Origin of the sequence: Rathayibacter sp. VKM Ac-2803, from assembly GCF_009807175.1 — a bacterium.
Taxonomy (GTDB): domain Bacteria; phylum Actinomycetota; class Actinomycetes; order Actinomycetales; family Microbacteriaceae; genus Rathayibacter.
The window spans coordinates 2,059,943-2,079,317 of the sequence record NZ_WUCD01000001.1; the positions used below are offsets into that span (position 1 = coordinate 2,059,943).

Sequence of the window (19,375 nt, forward strand, 5' to 3'; positions counted from 1 at the left end):
ACAGTCCCCTCCCCCCGAGCGACGGAGCACGATGAGCACCCCCTCGGCCGGCGCCCCCGCGCGCTCCGGCAACTGGAACCTTCCGAACGCGATCACCGTCGTCCGGATCCTCCTGGCTCCGCTCTTCTTCTGGCTGCTGCTGGCCGACGGGGGAGAGGACGGGGGGCTGCGCATCGCGGCGGCACTGCTCTTCATCGTCGCCATTGCGACCGACGGGATCGACGGGCACATCGCGCGCAGCCGCGGACTCGTCACCGACCTGGGCAAGCTCCTCGACCCGATAGCAGACAAGGTGCTCACCGGGGCGGCTCTCGTCGGGCTGTCCCTGCTCGGCGAGCTGCCCTGGTGGGTCACGATCGTCATCCTCGTGCGCGAGATCGGCATCACCGTCTTCCGGATGGCCGTGCTGTCCGACCGGGTGATCCCCGCGTCCCGGGGTGGCAAGCTCAAGACGATCGTGCAGTCGGTGGCGATCTCCCTCGCTCTGCTGCCGCTCTGGCTCGTCCTCGGCGAGTGGGTGCACTGGCTGAACGGCATCACGATGACGGCGGCACTCGCGCTCACCGTCCTGACGGGGATCGACTACCTCGCCGATGCCGCGCGTCAGAGCCGCGCCGCCCGCAAGCACCCGTGATCGCCGAACCGCTGGTCAGAGCGCTCGAGGAGCGCGGGCTCGGCCTCGCGATCGCCGAGTCGCTGACCGGAGGTGCGTTGAGCTCCGCCGTCGTCGAGGTGCCCGGCGCCTCCGCGGTCTACCGCGGCGCGGTCGTGAGCTACGCGACCGATCTCAAGCACCGTCTCCTCGGTGTCGACGACACCCTGCTGGCCGAGCACGGACCGGTGCATCCGGAGGTCGCTCTGCAGATGGCGCGCGGAGTCGCGTCGAGGTTGGGCGCCGAGGGCGTGCGGACGGTCGGGGTGGCCACGACCGGTGTCGCGGGACCCGACCCGCAGGGCGGCGCAGCGGTCGGAACGGTCTTCGTCGCGGCGGTCCTGGGCGACGACGAGCGCGTCCTCGAACTGCGGCTCAACGGCGGCCGAGCCGAGATCAGAGCGGCCTCGGTGGAGGCGGCGCTCGAGGCTGCTCGAGAGCTCGTGACGACCGCCCAGCTGTGAATTCGTCCCCTTTCCCGATACGTGCCGGATCGCGGAATGCCCAGCGTTTCGACCCGGTTACATCTGCTGTCGCTCACACGCAAAGTCCAGTCATCCGGTATTAGAGTCGACACACACGAACCGGGTAGTGAACAGCTATCCGGTTCCTTCGTACTCAGCCCCTCCGATCAGAATGCTCCCTCGTGGTGCGTTCTCGTCGCTCGGGCCGGACGAGGTCGCGGTTGACGTGGAGAAGGAGGGTCCAGTGGTTCTAGTTCGTCAGGAGATCGGCGATGTCCTCAGGGACTTTCGCCTGCAGAAAGGTCGCACGCTCCGTCAGGTGGCGAGCAAGGCGAGCGTTGCGCTCGGCTACCTGAGCGAGGTCGAACGCGGTCAGAAGGAGGCCTCGTCAGAGATCCTCGCTTCGGTCGCCGACGCCCTCGACACCCCCATCTCGGTGATCATGCGCGAGGTCGGCGATCGTCTGGCCGTCATCGAGGGCATCGACACCATCCCCGACACCATCCCGGCCGACATGGTCGCCGGGTTCGACGCGGACCTCATCGCCCAGTAGGCGGTGCCGCACCTCCCGTCCCTCCCACCGCACCCCGTTCCACCCAGGGCGTCCGAGTCTCGACTCGGGCGCCCTGCGGCGTTCCCGGACGATCCGGCGTTAGCGTGGTCGCATGCGATTGAGCGAGTTCCGTCAGCTGGTCGACGACGAGTTCGGCGCGGCCTACGCCCGCGTCCTCGTCTCGGATCTCGTGCTCACCGAGCTCGACGGGCGGACGGCCGAGCGGGCGCTGGCGGACGGCACCGAGGCCCGCGAGGTCTGGCAGGCGCTCTGCCGCGCCAACGACGTGCCCGAGGCGCGCTGGCACGGGATCGACCCGAAGAAGCGTCGCGGCTGAGCGGACCGGCGAACGCCCCGGTCGCCCTGGCGGCGAAGTCGTGTTCGACACGCCGCGAGACGTTCCTCGAACCCGTGTTCGATCGGGTCTAGGCTCCTCAACAGAAGCAGAAGCCGCTCACTCTCCACCGAGGGGCTCTCGCTCGGCCCCGATGTCGGAGGTCGGGCGTACCGTCGAGAACAAGTCAACGGACCTGCTTCACCGCCTTGTCGCATCCGGCCGGCGCACCGCTCGGAGTCACCGATCGGCCAGCACCGGCACGACGCGACAGCCTGTAGGCGATACCACCACGAGCACGAGAGCGAGACGGCCATGCCCAGTTCTTCAGACCGCGAGAAGTCCCTCGAGACAGCACTCGCCCAGATCGACCGCCAGTTCGGCAAGGGCGCCGTCATGCGCCTCGGCAGCGACGACCGCGCCCCGGTCGAGGTGATCCAGACCGGTTCGATCGCGCTCGATGTCGCGCTCGGCATCGGCGGGCTCCCGCGCGGGCGCATCGTCGAGATCTACGGCCCGGAGTCCTCCGGCAAGACCACGCTGACGCTGCACGCGATCGCGAACGCGCAGCGCAACGGAGGCATCGCGGCGTTCATCGACGCCGAGCACGCCCTCGACCCCGAGTACGCCAAGAAGCTCGGCGTCGACATCGACTCCCTCCTCGTCTCGCAGCCCGACACCGGAGAGCAGGCGCTCGAGATCGCCGACATGCTGGTCCGCTCCGGCTCGATCGACCTGATCGTGATCGACTCGGTCGCAGCCCTCGTGCCCCGCGCCGAGATCGAGGGCGAGATGGGCGACTCCCACGTCGGCCTCCAGGCCCGCCTCATGTCGCAGGCCCTCCGCAAGCTCACCGGTGGCCTCAACACCACCAACACCACGATGATCTTCATCAACCAGCTCCGCGAGAAGATCGGCGTCTTCTTCGGAAGCCCCGAGACCACCGCGGGCGGCAAGGCGCTCAAGTTCTACGCGTCCGTGCGCCTCGACATCCGGCGCATCGAGACCCTGAAGGACGGCACCGACGCGGTCGGAAACCGCACCCGCGTCAAGGTCGTCAAGAACAAGATGGCGCCGCCCTTCAAGCAGGCCGAGTTCGACATCCTCTACGGCATCGGCATCTCGCGAGAGGGCAGCCTCATCGACTTCGGCGTCGAGCACGAGATCGTCCGCAAGTCGGGCGCCTGGTACACCTACGACGGTGACCAGCTCGGACAGGGCAAGGAGAAGGCGCGCCAGTTCCTCATCGACAACTCCGACATCGCGGCCGAGATCGAGAAGCGCATCCTGATCAAGCTCGGCGTGATCGTCGATCCGAACGCGAAGGTCGAGGCGGCCCCGGTCGCGATCGAGACCAAGCAGCCCGTGCGCAAGGGCGCGTAGATCGTGCGCGAGAAGGCCACGGAGGGGCCAGGAGGCCGCCCCGTGGCCTTCCTGCCCTGGGTGAAGGACGACACCGCCGAGCAGGACGGTCCGAAGGAGCAGTCCTCCTCGGCGGGGCTCCCGGAGGCACCGGTCGGTGCCCCCGGCGTCGAGCGCATCGCCGAGCTCTCAGCGCACGTCGCGCGCCGTTCGGGGTTCGAAGTCGACGCCTCGGTCGAGGGCGACGACCTCGAGGTCGACGCTCCCGAGGAGCCCGATCCCGAGCAGATCGCCGATCGCATCGTCCGCGGACTGTCGCGGAAGAGCCTCTCGGTCGCCGAGGTCGAGGCCCGCCTTTACACCGAGGGCGTCGCCGAGAAGGACGCGCTCGAGATCATCGAGCGGTTCACGCGCTTCGGCTACCTCGACGACTACAGGATGGCGGAGCAGCTCGTGCTCTCCCTCCGCGAGCGCAAGATGCTCGGCCGGTCCTCGATCCAGCAGGAGCTGCGGGCGCGCAAGCTCGATCCCGACGCCATCGCATCGGCTCTCGACGAGTTCGACGGCGATGACGAGTACCGCACGGCACTCGAGCTCGCTCGCAAGCGCCTGCCCAGCCTCCGCTCGCTGTCCGATGAGGTCGCCGAGCGGCGCCTGACCGGGTTCCTCGCCCGGCGGGGCTACGGGGGAGCGCTTGTCCAGCGCGTGGTGCGCGAGACCGTGCGCCGTCCGGGCTCGAGCGTCCGCTTCCGCTGAGGCGGGCGAGCGGATCCCGACGCGTAGAATCGCCACCCATGAGCACGCTCGGCCTGATTCCCGCCCCCGAGGTCCGACCGCGGACCTACGAGGTCCGCACGTTCGGCTGTCAGATGAACGTGCACGACTCGGAGCGGCTGAGCGGCTCGCTCGAGGCGGCGGGCTACGTGCCCGCCGACGGCGCCGAGGCCGACGTGGTCGTCATCAACACCTGCGCCGTCCGCGAGAACGCCGACAACAAGCTCTACGGCAACCTCGGGCACCTGGCCTCGGTCAAGCGCCGCCACGAGGGGATGCAGATCGCCGTCGGCGGCTGCCTCGCGCAGAAGGACAAGAACGTCATCCTCGACCGCGCTCCCTGGGTCGACGTCGTCTTCGGGACGCACAACATGGGCTCCCTGCCGAGCCTGCTCGAGCGGGCTCGGCACAACGACGAGGCGCAGCTCGAGATCCTCGAGTCGCTCGACGTCTTCCCCTCGACGCTGCCGACGAAGCGCGACTCCACCTACAGCGGCTGGGTCTCCATCTCGGTCGGCTGCAACAACACGTGCACGTTCTGCATCGTCCCCTCGCTCCGCGGCAAGGAGAAGGACCGCCGCCCGGGCGAGATCCTCGCCGAGATCCAGGCCCTCGTCGACGACGGGGCGATCGAGGCCACGCTGCTCGGCCAGAACGTGAACTCCTACGGCGTCGAGTTCGGCGACCGCCAGGCGTTCTCGAAGCTGCTGCGGGCCGCGGGTGCCATCGACGGCCTCGAGCGGATCCGCTTCACGAGCCCGCACCCCGCCGCCTTCACCGACGACGTCATCGACGCGATGGCCGAGACTCCGACCGTCATGCCGCAGCTGCACATGCCGCTGCAGTCCGGGTCGGACCGGATCCTCAAGGCGATGCGGCGCTCCTACCGGTCGGATCGCTTCCTCGGCATCCTCGATCGGGTCCGCGCGCGCATCCCGCACGCGGCGATCAGCACCGACATCATCGTCGGCTTCCCCGGCGAGACCGAGGCGGACTTCGCCGAGACCCTGCGGGTGGTCGAGGAGGCCCGCTTCGCCTCCGCCTTCACCTTCCAGTACTCGATCCGCCCGGGCACTCCCGCCGCGACCCTCCCCGACCAGGTGCCGAAGGCGATCGTGCAGGAGCGCTACGAGCGCCTGACCGCTCTGCAGGACGCGATCAGCGAGCGCGAGAACCGCACGGTCGTGGGCCGCGACGTCGAGGTGCTCGTCGCCACCGGCGAGGGTCGGCGCGACAACGAGACTCACCGATTGAGCGGTCGCGCGGAAGACAGTCGGCTCGTGCACTTCGACGTCCCCGAGGGCTCGGAGCTGCCGCGCCCGGGCGACGTGGTCTCCGTGCGCGTGACCCGCGCGGCTCCGTTCTACCTGCTGGCCGACTCCGTCGACGGTGCACCGCTCCGCGTCCGGCGCACCCGTGCCGGCGACGCGTGGGACCGCGCCCAGACGGAGTCCTGCGGCGTCCCCACAGCGCCCGCTGCCGCCGGTGCCGCCCCGCGGGTGTCGCTCGGTCTCCCGACGCTCCGCGCTCGCACCGCGACGCTCACCACGCCGATCTACGACACCGCCGATGGCGAGCGCTGAGGCGGTCGGTCCCGACCTCCTCGTCGTCGTCGGCGCGACCGGCACCGGCAAGTCCGAGCTCTCCCTCGACCTCGCGGACGCGATCCGCGGCTCCGGGGGAGCGGCCGAGATCGTCAACGCCGATGCGATGCAGCTCTACCGCGGGATGGACATCGGCACCGCGAAGCTCGCACCCGCCGACCGTCGCGGCGTGCGGCACCACCTCCTCGACGCCCTGGATGTGACGGAGGAGGCCTCGGTCGCCCGCTACCAGCAGGAGGCCCGCCGAGCGATCGACGACGTGCTCACGCGAGGGGCGACGCCGATCCTCGTCGGCGGCTCAGGACTCTACGTCTCGAGCGTGATCTTCGAGTTCACCTTCGCCGGCACCGACCCGGAGGTGCGCCGCGGGCTCGAGGAGGAGGCGGAGCGGGAGGGCGCGGCCGCTCTGTTCGCCCGCCTGCGCGCCGTCGATGCCGAGGTCGCCGACCGGATCGGGCCCTTCAACGTCCGCAGGATCGTCCGCGCGCTCGAGATCACCGAGCTGACCGGGTCTCCGCACAGCGCGCTGATGTCGGACGAGCCGGTGTCCTGGCGCCCGGCGTCGATCCTGATGCTCGAAACGCCGCGGGAGGAGCTCGTCGAGCGCCTCGATCGCCGCGTCGAGCGGATGTGGGCCGCCGGGATGCTCGAGGAGGTCGAGCGTCTGATCCCGGCCGGTCTGGAGCGCGGCGTCACCGCCAGCCGTGCCATCGGCTACGCCCAGGCCCTCGCGCAGCGGTCGGGCGCGATGAGCGAGGAGGACGCGATCGCCTCCACGCAGTCGCTCACCCGGCGGTACGCCCGTCGGCAGAACAGCTGGTTCCGGCGCTACGGGCAGGCGCACCGGCTGCCGTTCGACGCACCCGATCTGCTGCCGCTCGCGCTCCGCGCCGCTCAGCTCGCCCCACCCGCCCCTCGCTAGGCTGTCGGCCATGACGATCGAGCTGCACTTCACCAAGGGCCAGGGCACCGGGAACGACTTCGTGCTCTTCAGCGACCCTGACGGTGAGGTGGACCTCTCGCCCGCGCAGATCGCGATGATCTGCGACCGCCACTTCGGAGTCGGCGCCGACGGCGTGATCCGCGCCGTCCGCTCCCGAGCGCTCCCCGAGGGCGGCGCCGCCCTCGCGCAGGAGCCCGAGGCCGAGTGGTTCATGGACTACCGCAACGCCGACGGGTCGATCGCCGAGATGTGCGGCAACGGGATCCGCGTCTACGCGGCCTTCCTCCTCGCGGCCGGCCTCGCCGAGCTCGAACCGGGCGACACCCTCCCCATCGGCACCCGTGCGGGCGTCCGCGACGTCACCCGCAGCGGTGCCGGTTTCCAGGTCGACCTCGGGCGCTGGGAACTCGCCGGCGGGGAGCCGCTGGTGCGCGCCAAGGAGCTGAAGGTCGCGCGACCCGGTCTCGGGATCGACCTCGGCAACCCGCACGTCGTCGTGGCCCTCAGCAACGACGACGAGCTCGACTCCGCCGACCTCAGCTACATCCCGCAGCTCGAGCCGGAGCCCGCCGACGGTGCCAATGTCGAGTTCGTCGTGCCGGGCGAACCGCTGATCCACGACGGCATCGGCCGGATCCGGATGCGCGTGCACGAGCGCGGCAGCGGCGAGACCTTGAGCTGCGGCACCGGTGCCGCAGCGGCCGCGCTCGCGGTGCGCTACTGGGCGGGCCCGCGCGCCCCTCAGTCGTGGCGGGTCGACGTCCCCGGAGGGACCCTCGGGGTGACGATGTTCGCCACCGAGGAGGGCGAGCACGTCGGCCTGTCCGGCCCCGCCGACCTCGTCTTCACCGGGACGATCCGGATCGACTGAGCGCGGCGGGTCAGAGCCGCGTCGTCCGGAGGATTCGGAAGCCCTTCGCGGAGGAGACCCGCTCGACCTCCAGGCGGCCGTCGAACGCCTCCGTCATCCACGACTGCAGCGAGTCGGAACCGAGGTTGCGCTGCACGACGAGCCAGGCGTCGGCGTCGTCCTCGAGTCGCGGGAGCCAGCGCTCGAGCAGCGCGTGCAGCTCGTCCTTGCCGACCCGGATGGGCGGGTTCGACCAGATGGTCCGGAATCGCACGTCTTCGGGAACATCGTCGGGAAGAACGGCGTTGATGTTGGTGAGGCCGAGTTCTGCGCTGTTGCGCCGGACGAGCTCGAGAGCCCGCTGGTTGACGTCGACCGCCCACACCCGGGCGGCGGGCGACTCGAGGGCGAGCGTGAGCGCGACGGGCCCCCAGCCGCAGCCGAGATCGAGCAGATCGCCCTCGGCGGGGACGTCGGGCACGGCGTTCAGCAGGACGCGGGTGCCCAGGTCGATGTGACCCGGGCTGAAGACGCCGCCGGCGGTGGTGACCTCGAGGTCGCGACCGGCCAGACGGACCGCTATCCGGCGGGGCCGGAGATCGCCGTCGGGAGTACTCGTGAAGTAGTGCTCGGCGGCCATGAGAAGAGAACTTATCAACACCTTAGGAGTTAGTGTTATCCGGATGATCGAAGACCTGAACGAGACCGACACGACCGAAGGCGTGGATGTCGTCTCGCGGGTCCTGGCGAACGCGCAGTCGCGTTCGGCGGGATACTCGCGCTTCGTCTCGGGCGGCGCCCAGGCGCTGCAGACGAGCGGCCACGGAGGCGAGAACTCCGACGGCGACCAGTTCGACCGCGAGGACCGGCAGGCGCTCCGCCGGGTCGCGGGTCTGTCCACCGAGCTCGAGGACGTCTCCGAGGTCGAGTACCGGCAGCTGCGCCTCGAGAACGTCGTCCTCATCGGCGTGTACTCGCAGAACTCGCTCGAGGACGCCGAGAACTCCCTGCACGAGCTCGCCGCGCTGGCCGAGACCGCTGGCGCGACCGTCCTCGACGGGCTGCTCCAGCGCCGCCCGCACCCCGACCCGAGCACGTACCTGGGCAAGGGCAAGGCCGAGGAGCTCGCCTCCCTCGTCGCAGCCCTCGGCGCCGACACCGTCGTCGCCGACACCGAGCTCGCACCCAGTCAGCGGCGCTCGCTCGAGGACGTCGTCAAGGTGAAGGTGATCGACCGCACCGCGGTCATCCTCGACATCTTCAGCCAGCACGCCACCAGCCGGGAGGGCAAGGCGCAGGTCGAGCTGGCCCAGCTCGAGTACCTGCTGCCCCGCCTCCGCGGCTGGGGCGAGTCGATGTCCCGCCAGGCCGGTGGCCAGGTGGGCTCCGGCGCCGGCATGGGCTCGCGCGGACCGGGTGAGACCAAGATCGAGCTCGATCGACGCCGCATCCACACGCGGATGGCGCGGCTGCGCAAGCAGATCACCGCGATGAAGCCGGCGCGCGAGGCGAAGCGGGCCAATCGCAAGCGCAACGCGGTGCCGTCGGTCGCGATCGCGGGCTACACGAACGCCGGCAAGTCGAGCCTCCTGAACCGGATGACGCACGCGGGCGTGCTCGTTGAGAACTCGCTCTTCGCGACGCTCGACGCGACGATCCGCAAGTCTCAGACGACCGACGGCCGCCTCTACACGCTGGCCGACACCGTCGGCTTCGTCCGGGCGCTCCCGCACCAGCTGGTCGAGGCGTTCCGCTCCACCCTCGAGGAGGTCGCGGACTCCGACATCATCGTGCACGTCGTCGACGCCTCGCACCCCGACCCGGCCGGTCAGATCGCGACCGTCAGGGACGTCATCGGCGAGGTCGGCGCGCGCGGGATCCCCGAGATCATCGCGTTCAACAAGTCCGACCTGGTCGACGACGGGGCGCGCCTCGTGCTGCGCGGACTCGCTCCCGACGCCGTCTTCGTCTCGGCGCGCAGCGGCGAGGGGATCGACGAGCTGCAGGCGAGGATCGCCGAGATCCTGCCGGAGCCCGAGATCGAGATCGACCTGCTCGTCCCGTACGACCGCGGGGACGTCGTCTCGCAGCTGCACCGCAGCGGACGCATCCTGACGACGCAGTACGTCGAGGGCGGCACGCACGTGCGCGCGCTCGTGCACGCCGAGCTGGCGGGCTCGCTCGGCGAGTTCGCTGCTCCGCCGGCGGTCCTCGAGGCCTAGGGGCCCAGCACCGGAGCGCCCGCACCCGGAGATCCGGGCGCGGGCGCTTCCTCGTTCCCGGGCGCTCCGACACACTCCGTCACGCTCGTTCACACCGCGTCACGCGAGTCGACGCGGTCCTCGGGCGTTCCTACTGTGGACCGCGTGGCGCCGCTCGGCGCTCGGAGCCGGGTCCCAGTGGTCCGCTCCCGCGAGGAGGAACGGAGGGCCGCATCGTGTCGACGAGTCGTGCGGAGTCGCCTCCGGAGCCCCACTGTCCGGCGAGCGTCCCCTTCTCCTTCGAGATCTACCCGCCGCGCACCGAGGCCGGCACCACCGCGCTCCTGCGGACGGTCGACCGCCTGGCCGCGGCCCGGCCCTCCTTCATCTCGGTGACCTACGGTGCGGGCGGCTCCTCGCGCCGCGCCTCGCTCGAGATCCTGCGCTACCTCCGGCGGAGCACCTCCATCGAGGCGCTGGCGCACCTGACCTGCGTCGGCTCGACGCACGCCGAGGCGAGCCGGCTCGTCCACGAGTTCCTCGAGGCCGGAGTGACCCGCTTCCTCGCGCTGCGGGGCGATCCTCCCGTCGGCAGTCCGGAGGGGGCCGATGTCCTCGGCGACCTCGGCAGCGCCGCCGAGCTCGTCCAGCTGATCCACCGCGTGCAGGCCGAGCGCGAGCCGTACGGAGCCGTCGCCGTCCCCGGCCTGCCGAACGCGCAGCGGGTCGACGTCGCGGGGCGCCCCCGGGCGCAGGTCGCGGTCGCGGCGTTCCCGAACGGACACCCCCGCTCGCGCTCGCGCGCGCAGGACATCGACGCGCTGCTGGCGAAGGAGGCGGCGGGAGCGTCGTTCGCGATCACGCAGCTGTTCTTCCACCCGGCCGACTACGTCCGCTTCGTCGAGCGCGCTCGGGCCGCCGGCGTGCGGATGCCGATCATCCCCGGGGTCATGCCGGTCACCAGCCCCGCGCGCCTGCGCCGGATGCTCGAGCTGAGCGGCGAGGACCTCCCCGCGGAGCTCGCGATCGCCCTCGACGTCGAGCCCGACGACGACGCCCGCCGCCGCATCGGCGTCGCGCACGCCGCCTCGATGGTCAGGACCCTCGTCGAGGCCGGCGCGCCCGCGATCCACCTCTACGCCTTCAACCGCCACGAGGAGGCCCTCGCCGTCCTCGCCGAGAGCGGCCTGCTGCCCCGGGAGCCCGCGCCCGCGGGGGGCCCGCACCCGTCACCATCCCTCACCACGGAGAGAGCATCATGAGCACGACCGCAGCCGTCTTCCCCACCGGAACCGTCCTGGGCTATCCCCGCATCGGACGGCGCCGCGAGCTCAAGAAGGCGATCGAGTCCTTCTGGGCCGGATCGATCGACGCGGCGGCGCTGGAGGAGTCGGCGGCCGTCCTCCGCACCGCGACGCGCGAGCGTCTGGTCGCCCTCGGCCTCGGCCGCAGTGACTCCTCGATCCCCGAGGCGCACTCGTTCTACGACCAGGTGCTCGACATCACGGTCGCGGTCGGCGCGATTCCCGAGCGCTTCGCCGACCTCGTCGTCGACGGGTCGCTCGACCTCGCGGGGTACTTCACCCTCGCCCGCGGCGACGGCGATCGTGCGCCGCTCGAGATGACGAAGTGGTTCGACTCCAACTACCACTACCTCGTCCCCGAGATCGGTCCCGAGACCGTGTTCTCCGCCGCCGATTCCCGCCGGGTGCGCGAGGTGGCGGAGGCGCGCGCCGCCGGATTCACGACGCGTCCCGTCCTCGTCGGACCCGTGACGTACCTCCTGCTCGCCAAGGCGTCCGACTCGGCGCCCGAGGGATTCGAGCCGCTCTCTCGCCTCGCCGACCTGCTGCCCGTGTACGCGCAGCTCCTCTCGGAGCTCCGCGAGGCGGGGGCCGAGTGGGTGCAGCTCGACGAGCCCGCGCTGGTCTCCGAGTCGATCGAGGTCGACCGCGCGCGGGTCCTCGAGGCGACGGCCGAGGCGTACCGCGTTCTCGGCGGCTCGGTGGAGCGTCCGGCGCTCTTCGTCGCCGCTCCGTACGGCGATCTCGGCGACGCCCTCCCGGTGCTCGCGGCCTCGCCGGTGGAGGCGGTCGGCATCGATCTCGTGAAGGGGTCCGCACCCTCCGAGGTGCTCGAGGACACGGTGCTGGTCGCCGGAGTGGTCGACGGCCACAACGTCTGGCGGGGCGACCTCGCGGGTGCCCTCGAGACGGCGGAGGCGCTTCGCTCCTTCGCGGCCCGGGTAGCGGTCTCGACGTCGACGTCGCTCTTCCACGTGCCGCACGATGTGACCGACGAGCCCGATCTCGACCCGCGCCTCGCCTCCTGGCTCGCCTTCGCCGACCAGAAGGTGCAGCAGGTCGCGGTGCTCGCCCGCGGGCTCACGGAGGGTCGCGACGCGGTCTCGACCGAGCTCGCCGAGGCCGCCGCGGCGCTCGAGGACCGTCGCGAGGCTCCGGGCGTGCGCGACGGCGCCGTGCGCGCCCGCGCGGCCGCGCTCCGGCCCGACGACTACCGGCGCGCCCCCTACGACGAGCGCCTCGCGGCCCAGGAGGCGGCGCTCGCCCTGCCGCCGCTGCCCACCACGACCATCGGCTCGTTCCCGCAGACCCGCGACATCCGCACCGCCCGTGCCGCGCTCGGTCGCGGCGACCTCACCGAGGCGCAGTACGTCGAGCGCATGCGCGACGAGATCGAGCGGGTCGTGCGCCTGCAGGAGGAGATCGGGCTCGACGTCCTCGTGCACGGCGAGCCCGAGCGCAACGACATGGTGCAGTACTTCGCCGAGCACCTGGACGGCTTCGCCGTGACCCGGAACGGCTGGGTGCAGTCCTACGGCAGCCGCTGCACGCGGCCCTCGCTGCTCTGGGGAGACGTCTCACGGCCCGCCCCGATCACGGTCGACTGGTCGCGCTTCACCCAGTCGCTCACGGACCGGCCGGTCAAGGGGATGCTGACCGGGCCCGTGACGATCCTCGCGTGGTCGTTCGTCCGGGACGACCAGCCGCTGAAGGAGACGGCCGAGCAGGTCGCCCTGAGCCTGCGCGACGAGATCACCGACCTCGAGGCGGCGGGCATCCGCATCGTCCAGGTCGACGAGCCGGCGCTGCGCGAGCTGCTGCCGCTCGAGAGGGCGAAGCAGCCCGCCTACCTCGAGTGGTCGGTCGGCTCGTTCCGGCTCGCGACGGCGGGCGCGGCGATCGCGACGCAGATCCACACGCACCTCTGCTACTCCGAGTTCGGAGTCGTCATCGACGCGATCGACCGGCTCGACGCCGATGTGACCAGCATCGAGGCGGCCCGGTCGCGGATGGAGGTCGTGGGCGACATCGAGCGCTCGGGCTTCGCGAGGGGGATCGGCCCGGGCGTCTACGACATCCACTCGCCGCGCGTGCCAGGCGAGCCGGAGCTCGCGGAGCTGGTCGGGACGGCACTGTCCTCGATCCCGGCGCGCCAGCTCTGGATCAACCCGGACTGCGGGCTGAAGACCCGCGGCTACGACGAGACCGTCTCGTCGCTGCGTGCGATGGTGACGGCGGCGTCGGCCGCGCGACAGGAGCTCGTGGAGGGCGCCGGAGTCTAAGAGCCCGGGAACGACGAGGGGCGGACGGCATCTGCGCCGTCCGCCCCTCGTCGTGCACTCCGCGTCAGACGGAGCGCAGGACCGCGACGATCTTGCCGAGCACCTCGGCCTCGTCGCCCAGGATCGGCTCGAAGTTGGAGTTGCGGGGGAGCAGCCAGGTGTGGCCGTCGCGCTGGCGGAGCACCTTGACGGTCGCCTCGCCGTCGAGCATCGCCGCGACGATCTCGCCGTTCTCGGCGGTGCGCTGCGACCGCACGACGACCCAGTCGCCGTCGCAGATGGCGGCGTCGATCATCGACTCGCCGACGACCTTCAGCATGAACAGCTCGCCCTTGCCCACCAGCTGGCGGGGGAGCGGGAACACCTCGTCGATCTGCTGATCGGCCGTGATCGGCACGCCCGCCGCGATCCGGCCGACCAGCGGCACCATCGCCGCGTCGCCGACGGTCACGGTCGACTCGAACGAGCCGTCGTCCTCGGTCGAGCTCGGGACGTCGATGAGGATCTCGAGCGCGCGGGGGCGGTTGGGGTCGCGACGGAGGTAGCCGCTCAGCTCGAGCTGGTTGAGCTGGTGCGTCACGCTCGAGAGCGAGGCGAGGCCGACGGCGTCGCCGATCTCGCGCATGCTCGGCGGGTAGCCGCGGCTCGAGACCGAGCGCTGGATCGCATCAAGGATCGCGAGCTGCTTGGCGCTCAGGTTCTTTCGGCGGCGACCCGCGCTCTGCTTGGTCTTCGGCGTCTGCGCGTCGCTCACGGTGCTCCCTCTCTCGGCGCGCACCCCGCGTGCGCGCCCTCCCGGCTGCGATCCGACGACGAATGTCGGTGGTCGCTGCTGTACTACCTCCGGGCTCTCGAAACTGTATCCGCCGTGAGTCCTCGTTCGAAACATTCGTTCGAGTGTGTCGCGAGGCAATGCCTTACCGGCCGCGAGACGGATACGACGCGACAGGCACTTGCCCATCGCGAAGTTCGAAGATATATTCGGAACAGAGATTCGGGGCGGCCTCCCGGCCGAGGTCCGCCCCGAGTCCCTGCTGAAAGGAGCGATCCCATGACCGCACAGAACTCTCTTGAGACCGAGCAGGAGTCGATGGCTCAGCGCCCGCACTCCGCGCGCTCGCTGAAGGTCGTCTCGTCTCCGACCACCCACCTGCGCATCACGCGTCGCGGGCGGGCGGTGCTCGCCACTCTCGGAGCGCTGCCGATCGTCGCGGGTGCCTTCGTGTTCGGGCTGAACGGCGGCGGAGCCGTCGCCTCGGCGGATCAGTCCGGTGTCGAGTTCCAGTACGTCACCGTCCGCGCGGGCGAGTCCCTGTGGTCGCTCGCCGAGGAGCTCGCTCCCGAGTCCGATCCCCGCGACGTGGTCGACGACATCCTTTCGCTCAACCAGCTCCCCAGCGCCGGCATCGAGCCCGGCCAGCGCCTCGCGGTGCCGTCCCAGTACGACGTCGTCCGCTGAGCCGCTCCAGGTCTGAGCCACTCAGGTCTGAGCCACTCAGGTCCGAGCCGCTCAGGTCCGAGCCGCTCAGGTCCGGCGAGGCCGCCGCTAGCATCTTCTGGTGACGACTCTCGATGACCTGCCCCTGCGCGACGATCTCCGTGGCAAGCACCCGTACGGTGCTCCCCAGGCCGTCGTGCCCGTCGCACTGAACGTCAACGAGAACACCCACCCCGTCCCCGACGACGTCGTCGCCGACATCATCGAACGGGTCGGCATCGCCCTTCGGACTGTGAACCGCTACCCGGACCGCGAGTTCCGGGAGCTCCGCGACTCCCTCGCCGGCTACCTGGGGCACGGTCTCACCGCCGAGAACGTCTGGGCCGCGAACGGCTCGAACGAGGTCCTCCAGCACGTGCTGCAGGCGTTCGGCGGGCCGGGGCGCTCGCTCCTCGGCTTCGCACCCACCTACTCGATGTACTCCATCCTCGCCTCCGGCAGCGGCATGGAGTGGATCCCCGCCCCGCGCGAGAGCGATTTCCGCGTCGGCGCCGCGCACGCCGCCGAGCAGGTGCGTCTGGCGCGGCCCGACATCGTCTTCCTCTGCGCGCCGAACAACCCCACCGGTACTCCGCTCGATCTGGACACCGTCGCCGCCGTCTACGACGCGACCGACGGAATCGTCGTGGTCGACGAGGCCTACGCCGAGTTCGGCGGTGCCGGCGGCCCCACCGCGCTGAGCCTGCTGCCCGGCCGCCCCCGCCTGCTCGTCTCCCGCACCATGAGCAAGGCGTTCGCCTTCGCGGGCGTCCGACTCGGCTACCTCGCCGCCGATCCCGCCGTCATCGACGCGCTGCGTCTCGTCCGGCTGCCCTACCACCTCTCCGCGCTCACCCAGGCGGCGGCGACCGCCGCGCTGGCCCACTCCGACGAGATGCTCGCGATGGTCGGCGACATCATCGTGCAGCGCGATCGCATGGTCGAGGGACTCCGCGCCCTCGGCTTCCGCGTGCACGAGACGGGCAGCAACTTCGTCCTGTTCGGCGGAGTGCGCGATCCGCGCGCGACGTTCGAGGCGCTCCTCGCACGCGGTGTCCTGATCCGCGACGTCGGCATCCCGAACCACCTGCGGGTGAGCGCGGGCACGGCCGCCGAGACGACGGCGTTCCTCGACGCGATGGCCGAGGTGGTCGCGTCCGACGCTCCCGGCGACGAGTGACCGACGGCTCCTGAGGGTCGTCCGCCTCCCGGCCGGCCCGTCGGCGGGCGCGAATAGACTGGTGTCATGACCTCTCCGAGCGCTGCACCGCGGCGCACCGCCTCCCTCAGCCGCGCCACCAGCGAGTCGAGCATCGAGCTGTCGATCGACCTCGACGGCACCGGCGTCGCCGACCTCGAGACCGGCGTCCCCTTCTTCGACCACCTGCTGACGGCGTTCGCGAAGCACTCGCTCACCGACCTGACCGTTCGGGCCACCGGCGACATCGAGATCGACATCCACCACACGGCCGAGGACATCGGCATCGTGCTCGGAACCGCGATCAGGCAGGCGCTGGGCGACAAGGCGGGCATCTCGCGCTTCGGCGACGCTCTCGTGCCCCTCGACGAGGCGCTCGTCCAGGCTGTCGTCGACATCTCCGGTCGGCCCTACCTCGTGCACACCGGCGAGCCGGAGGGCTTCGCCCTGCACCTGATCGGCGGGCACTTCACCGGCTCGATGGTGCGGCACGTCTTCGAAGCGATCGCCTTCCACGCCGGACTGACCGTGCACGTCACCGTCCTCGGCGGGCGCGACCCGCACCACATCGCCGAGGCCGAGTTCAAGGCGTTCGCGCGCGCCTTCCGCCAGGCGAAGGCCTTCGACCCCCTGGTCGCGGGAGTCCCGTCGACCAAGGGCGCGCTGTGACCGGCGAGCGCCCCTCCGTCGTCGTCTACGACTACGGCTCGGGCAACGTGCACTCGGCGGTCAAGGCCCTCGAGCTCGCAGGCGCCGATGTCGAGCTGACCTCCGATCGGCAGCGCGCCCTCGAGGCCGACGGCCTGCTCGTCCCCGGAGTGGGCGCTTTCAGCGCGGTCATGGACGCGCTCACGAAGGCACGCGGCGGCGAGATCATCGACAAGCGACTCTCCGGCGGTCGCCCTGTCCTCGGGATCTGCGTGGGCATGCAGGTGCTCTTCGAGCGCGGTGTCGAGCGCGGCGTCGAGAGCGAGGGTCTCGGCGAGTGGCCGGGCACCGTCGATCTGCTCCCCGCCGAGGTCGTCCCGCACATGGGCTGGAACACCGTCTCTGCGCCGACCGGCTCGGTGCTGTTCGACGGCATCGAGGACGAGCGCTTCTACTTCGTGCACTCCTACGGCGCGCGGGAGTGGTCGCTCGACGTCATCCCGCCGTTCCCCCGCCCGCACGTGACGTGGGCCGAGCACGGCGGGCCCTTCATCGCGGCCGTCGAGAACGGGCCGCTGTCGGCGACGCAGTTCCACCCCGAGAAGTCGGGAGCCGCGGGGCTCCGACTGCTCTCGAATTGGCTGGGCAGCCTCCGCACGAACTAGGATCGGCCGGTGGTCGGCCGCCCCTGGCGGAGGACCGCAATGAGGCTCCGAGACTGAGGATGACGATGAGCGAGTTCACCAAGGCCCCGGGCCTGGTCCTTCTCCCCGCGATCGACGTGGCCGGCGGCAAGGCCGTCCGCCTGACGCAGGGCGAGGCGGGCACCGAGACCAACTACGGCGACCCCATCGACGCCGCGCGCGACTGGGCCGACCAGGGCGCCGAGTGGATCCACCTGGTCGACCTGGACGCGGCCTTCGGTCGCGGTGACAACCACGGGATCATGAAGAAGGTCATCCGCCAGGTCAAGGGCGTCAACGTCGAGCTCTCCGGCGGCATCCGCGACGACAGGAGCCTCGAGTCGGCCCTGAGCGCCGGAGCGAAGCGCATCAACCTCGGCACGGCGGCGCTCGAGAACCCCGAGTGGGCGGCGAGCGTCATCGGCCAGTACGGCGACCAGATCGCGGTCGGTCTCGACGTGCGCGGCACGACGCTCGCGGCGCGCGGCTGGACCAAGGAGGGCGGCGACCTCTGGCACGTGCTCGACCGCCTCGAGGAGGCGGGCTGCACCCGCTACGTGGTCACCGACGTCACGAAGGACGGGACCCTGCAGGGGCCGAACCTCGAGCTGCTCGAGCAGGTCATGGCGCGCACCCGGCGGCCGGTGATCGCCTCCGGAGGCATCTCGAACCTCGACGACATCGCCGCCCTGCGCGATCTCGTCCCCCAGGGCCTCGAGGGCGCCATCGTCGGCAAGGCGCTGTACGCGGGCGCGTTCACGCTCGCGGAGGCGCTGGATGTCGCTTCCGAGTGACTCACGCGCGCTCCCCGCGCACCTGACCGACTCGGCCGGGACTCCCTGGGCGGGGCGGCACTTCGAGTCGGCCCCCGCGAGCGACGACGACGGCAGCGCGCCCGAGCTCCTCGCGCGGGCCCTGGCGGGCTTCTCCTCCGGCGCCGTCGGCCCTGAGACCGTGGTCGACGCGCTCCGCGAGTCGCGCCTGCTCATCCCCCTGGTCGCCCACCTGGGCGAGGAGGCCGAGGGGGTGGCCGGGCTCCGCGCCGACAAGACGCAGGAGCTCTCGATCGTCACGGTCGCGGGTCCCGACGGTCGCAGCGTGCTGCCGGTCTTCAGCAGTGTCGACGCCATGCGCCGCTGGGATCCCTCGGCGAGGCCCGTGCCGGTCGACGGCCGCCGGGCGGCCCTCGCCGCCGTCGCCGAGAAGACCGAGCTGATGGTCCTCGACCCCGTCTCCGAGTACGAGTTCGCGGTGCGACGACCGGCCGTGTGGGCCATCGCCGAGGGCGCCCCGTGGCATCCCAGCTTCGGTGATCCCCGTGTCCTGGCCGCCCTGCGGACGGGCGCGGCATCGGAGGAGGCCGTCGCCTCGCTCGAGACACTGGCGGGGGATCCGCGTCAGCTGCTCGCCGGCCCCGAGCTGATCGTCGTGCTCGGCGTCCGCCCCGGACTCGACCGCCCCTCGCTCGACGGCCTGGTCGAGCGGCTCGGAGCGCGCTGGGCCGAGGACGAGACCGTCGCGGCCCGCGTCGACTCGATGTCGCTCCGGCTCGCGGCGTCGGACGCCCAGGAGCGCCCCGCCGTCAGGTGACCGGGCCGGTCCACTTCTCGCCCGGCCCCTTGCCGATCGGGTCCTGGATGGGCGAGGCCTCGCGGAACGCGAGCTGCAGGGTGCGGAGTCCGTCGCGCAGGCTGCGGGCGTGCATGTCGCTGATGTCGGGCGCGCCGGCGGTCACCAGGCCGGCGAGGGCGTTGATGAGCTTGCGCGCCTCGTCGAGGTCGATCTCGGCGCCGGGCTCGTCGGCGAGCCCGCACTTGACCGCCGCGGCGCTCATCAGGTGCACCGCGGCCGTGGTGATGATCTCGACGGCCGGGACCTCGGCGATGTCCCTCGCGGCCTCGAGATCGGCGGAGTCGTCTCCGTCGCCGAAGCGGCGTGCGTAGTCGTCGTCGTGCTGAGCCATGGGTCCTTCGTTCGGTGGGGTGCGCATGCCGCATCCGGGGAGCGCCGAAGTGGCGGCGTGAAGCGCTCTGTCGGTCGGGCCGC

At 71.3% G+C, this 19,375-nt stretch carries 22 protein-coding genes; 18 read left to right on the forward strand and 4 right to left on the reverse strand.

Annotated elements, in window-relative coordinates; genetic code table 11:
• The first annotated feature begins 31 nt into the window (after positions 1–31).
• From pgsA to dapF, 9 genes are all read left to right on the forward strand, one after another.
• Complete coding sequence (gene pgsA / locus GRS96_RS09555; RefSeq protein ID WP_159988358.1) at positions 32–634, forward strand: CDP-diacylglycerol--glycerol-3-phosphate 3-phosphatidyltransferase; 603 nt, start codon at positions 32–34, stop codon at positions 632–634.
• On the forward strand, positions 631–1,116 hold the full coding sequence (locus GRS96_RS09560; protein WP_235022060.1) for a CinA family protein: 486 nt from the start codon (positions 631–633) through the stop codon (positions 1,114–1,116). Before pgsA ends, GRS96_RS09560 begins: the two co-directional genes overlap by 4 nt.
• A 244-nt stretch (positions 1,117–1,360) precedes the next feature.
• Positions 1,361–1,669 carry a helix-turn-helix domain-containing protein gene (locus GRS96_RS09565; RefSeq protein ID WP_056042334.1) on the forward strand — a complete coding sequence of 103 codons (309 nt, stop codon included), beginning with the start codon at positions 1,361–1,363 and terminating at the stop codon, positions 1,667–1,669.
• 112 nt (positions 1,670–1,781) lie between these two features.
• Complete coding sequence (locus GRS96_RS09570) at positions 1,782–2,006, forward strand: DUF3046 domain-containing protein (protein ID WP_159988359.1); 225 nt, start codon at positions 1,782–1,784, stop codon at positions 2,004–2,006.
• 312 nt (positions 2,007–2,318) lie between these two features.
• Positions 2,319–3,386 (forward strand): recombinase RecA, encoded by a 1,068-nt coding sequence (gene recA, locus GRS96_RS09575; RefSeq protein WP_159858023.1) that lies wholly within the window; start codon positions 2,319–2,321, stop codon positions 3,384–3,386.
• A 42-nt stretch (positions 3,387–3,428) separates the two neighbouring features.
• The gene (locus tag GRS96_RS09580; protein ID WP_159988360.1) at positions 3,429–4,121 is read left to right on the forward strand and encodes a regulatory protein RecX; all 693 of its coding nucleotides are present in this window, start codon (positions 3,429–3,431) and stop codon (positions 4,119–4,121) included.
• 38 nt (positions 4,122–4,159) lie between these two features.
• Complete coding sequence (miaB, locus tag GRS96_RS09585) at positions 4,160–5,722, forward strand: tRNA (N6-isopentenyl adenosine(37)-C2)-methylthiotransferase MiaB (protein ID WP_159988361.1); 1,563 nt, start codon at positions 4,160–4,162, stop codon at positions 5,720–5,722.
• Positions 5,709–6,665, forward strand: a complete 957-nt coding sequence (gene miaA, locus GRS96_RS09590; protein ID WP_159988362.1) for a tRNA (adenosine(37)-N6)-dimethylallyltransferase MiaA — start codon at positions 5,709–5,711, stop codon at positions 6,663–6,665. Before miaB ends, miaA begins: the two co-directional genes overlap by 14 nt.
• 10 nt (positions 6,666–6,675) lie before the next feature.
• Entirely contained in the window at positions 6,676–7,557 is an 882-nt protein-coding gene (dapF, locus tag GRS96_RS09595) for a diaminopimelate epimerase (protein WP_159988363.1), read from the forward strand.
• A 10-nt stretch (positions 7,558–7,567) separates the two neighbouring features.
• On the opposite strand, the gene GRS96_RS09600 is transcribed toward dapF, so the two are convergent.
• Positions 7,568–8,176 carry a class I SAM-dependent methyltransferase gene (locus tag GRS96_RS09600; RefSeq protein WP_159858013.1) on the reverse strand — a complete coding sequence of 203 codons (609 nt, stop codon included), beginning with the start codon at positions 8,174–8,176 and terminating at the stop codon, positions 7,568–7,570.
• 43 nt (positions 8,177–8,219) lie between these two features.
• Between GRS96_RS09600 and hflX the strand changes: the two genes are divergently transcribed.
• The 3 genes from hflX (at position 8,220) to metE (ending at position 13,323) form a co-directional block, all read left to right on the forward strand.
• On the forward strand, positions 8,220–9,758 hold the full coding sequence (hflX, locus tag GRS96_RS09605) for a GTPase HflX (RefSeq protein ID WP_159858011.1): 1,539 nt from the start codon (positions 8,220–8,222) through the stop codon (positions 9,756–9,758).
• Between the two features lie 215 nt (positions 9,759–9,973).
• Positions 9,974–10,999 carry a methylenetetrahydrofolate reductase gene (locus tag GRS96_RS09610; protein ID WP_159988364.1) on the forward strand — a complete coding sequence of 342 codons (1,026 nt, stop codon included), beginning with the start codon at positions 9,974–9,976 and terminating at the stop codon, positions 10,997–10,999.
• Positions 10,996–13,323, forward strand: a complete 2,328-nt coding sequence (metE, locus tag GRS96_RS09615; RefSeq protein WP_159988365.1) for a 5-methyltetrahydropteroyltriglutamate--homocysteine S-methyltransferase — start codon at positions 10,996–10,998, stop codon at positions 13,321–13,323. Before GRS96_RS09610 ends, metE begins: the two co-directional genes overlap by 4 nt.
• Positions 13,324–13,387: 64 nt before the next feature.
• Here the strand turns inward: metE and lexA are convergent, their stop codons facing one another.
• Entirely contained in the window at positions 13,388–14,077 is a 690-nt protein-coding gene (gene lexA, locus GRS96_RS09620) for a transcriptional repressor LexA (RefSeq protein WP_235022059.1), read from the reverse strand.
• Between the two features lie 297 nt (positions 14,078–14,374).
• Between lexA and GRS96_RS09625 the strand changes: the two genes are divergently transcribed.
• Positions 14,375–14,782 carry a LysM peptidoglycan-binding domain-containing protein gene (locus tag GRS96_RS09625; protein WP_235022058.1) on the forward strand — a complete coding sequence of 136 codons (408 nt, stop codon included), beginning with the start codon at positions 14,375–14,377 and terminating at the stop codon, positions 14,780–14,782.
• Here GRS96_RS09625 and GRS96_RS20915 read toward each other — a convergent pair.
• Entirely contained in the window at positions 14,706–14,876 is a 171-nt protein-coding gene (locus GRS96_RS20915; RefSeq protein WP_442966633.1) for a pentapeptide repeat-containing protein, read from the reverse strand. The genes GRS96_RS09625 and GRS96_RS20915 overlap by 77 nt on opposite strands.
• 6 nt (positions 14,877–14,882) lie before the next feature.
• On the opposite strand from GRS96_RS20915, the gene GRS96_RS09635 reads away from it, so the two are divergent.
• From GRS96_RS09635 to GRS96_RS09655, 5 genes are all read left to right on the forward strand, one after another.
• Complete coding sequence (locus GRS96_RS09635) at positions 14,883–15,980, forward strand: histidinol-phosphate transaminase (RefSeq protein WP_204162066.1); 1,098 nt, start codon at positions 14,883–14,885, stop codon at positions 15,978–15,980.
• Between the two features lie 66 nt (positions 15,981–16,046).
• Positions 16,047–16,667, forward strand: coding sequence for an imidazoleglycerol-phosphate dehydratase HisB (gene hisB / locus GRS96_RS09640; protein ID WP_159858003.1), 621 nt, complete (start codon positions 16,047–16,049; stop codon positions 16,665–16,667).
• A complete protein-coding gene (hisH, locus tag GRS96_RS09645) occupies positions 16,664–17,311 on the forward strand; it encodes an imidazole glycerol phosphate synthase subunit HisH (RefSeq protein ID WP_159858001.1) in 648 nt (215 codons plus the stop codon). Before hisB ends, hisH begins: the two co-directional genes overlap by 4 nt.
• 65 nt (positions 17,312–17,376) lie before the next feature.
• Positions 17,377–18,123 (forward strand): bifunctional 1-(5-phosphoribosyl)-5-((5-phosphoribosylamino)methylideneamino)imidazole-4-carboxamide isomerase/phosphoribosylanthranilate isomerase PriA, encoded by a 747-nt coding sequence (priA, locus tag GRS96_RS09650; RefSeq protein ID WP_159857999.1) that lies wholly within the window; start codon positions 17,377–17,379, stop codon positions 18,121–18,123.
• Positions 18,107–18,919 (forward strand): SseB family protein, encoded by an 813-nt coding sequence (locus GRS96_RS09655; protein WP_159988367.1) that lies wholly within the window; start codon positions 18,107–18,109, stop codon positions 18,917–18,919. Before priA ends, GRS96_RS09655 begins: the two co-directional genes overlap by 17 nt.
• On the opposite strand, the gene GRS96_RS09660 is transcribed toward GRS96_RS09655, so the two are convergent.
• Positions 18,912–19,292 carry a DUF1844 domain-containing protein gene (locus tag GRS96_RS09660; protein WP_159857995.1) on the reverse strand — a complete coding sequence of 127 codons (381 nt, stop codon included), beginning with the start codon at positions 19,290–19,292 and terminating at the stop codon, positions 18,912–18,914. The genes GRS96_RS09655 and GRS96_RS09660 overlap by 8 nt on opposite strands.
• Positions 19,293–19,375: the final 83 nt, after the last annotated feature.

Bases quoted from the DNA above. Each gene is read 5' to 3' on its own strand.
- pgsA (WP_159988358.1), top strand. From the start codon at position 32: ATGAGCACCCCCTCGGCCGGCGCCCCCGCGCGCTCCGGCAACTGGAAC.
- GRS96_RS09570 (WP_159988359.1), top strand. From the start codon at position 1,782: ATGCGATTGAGCGAGTTCCGTCAGCTGGTCGACGACGAGTTCGGCGCG.
- recA (WP_159858023.1), top strand. From the start codon at position 2,319: ATGCCCAGTTCTTCAGACCGCGAGAAGTCCCTCGAGACAGCACTCGCC.
- miaB (WP_159988361.1), top strand. From the start codon at position 4,160: ATGAGCACGCTCGGCCTGATTCCCGCCCCCGAGGTCCGACCGCGGACC.
- miaA (WP_159988362.1), top strand. From the start codon at position 5,709: ATGGCGAGCGCTGAGGCGGTCGGTCCCGACCTCCTCGTCGTCGTCGGC.
- dapF (WP_159988363.1), top strand. From the start codon at position 6,676: ATGACGATCGAGCTGCACTTCACCAAGGGCCAGGGCACCGGGAACGAC.
- GRS96_RS09600 (WP_159858013.1), bottom strand. From the start codon at position 8,176: ATGGCCGCCGAGCACTACTTCACGAGTACTCCCGACGGCGATCTCCGG.
- hflX (WP_159858011.1), top strand. From the start codon at position 8,220: ATGATCGAAGACCTGAACGAGACCGACACGACCGAAGGCGTGGATGTC.
- metE (WP_159988365.1), top strand. From the start codon at position 10,996: ATGAGCACGACCGCAGCCGTCTTCCCCACCGGAACCGTCCTGGGCTAT.
- GRS96_RS09625 (WP_235022058.1), top strand. From the start codon at position 14,375: ATGACCGCACAGAACTCTCTTGAGACCGAGCAGGAGTCGATGGCTCAG.
- GRS96_RS20915 (WP_442966633.1), bottom strand. From the start codon at position 14,876: ATGCTAGCGGCGGCCTCGCCGGACCTGAGCGGCTCGGACCTGAGCGGC.
- hisB (WP_159858003.1), top strand. From the start codon at position 16,047: ATGACCTCTCCGAGCGCTGCACCGCGGCGCACCGCCTCCCTCAGCCGC.
- priA (WP_159857999.1), top strand. From the start codon at position 17,377: ATGAGCGAGTTCACCAAGGCCCCGGGCCTGGTCCTTCTCCCCGCGATC.
- GRS96_RS09655 (WP_159988367.1), top strand. From the start codon at position 18,107: ATGTCGCTTCCGAGTGACTCACGCGCGCTCCCCGCGCACCTGACCGAC.
- GRS96_RS09660 (WP_159857995.1), bottom strand. From the start codon at position 19,292: ATGGCTCAGCACGACGACGACTACGCACGCCGCTTCGGCGACGGAGAC.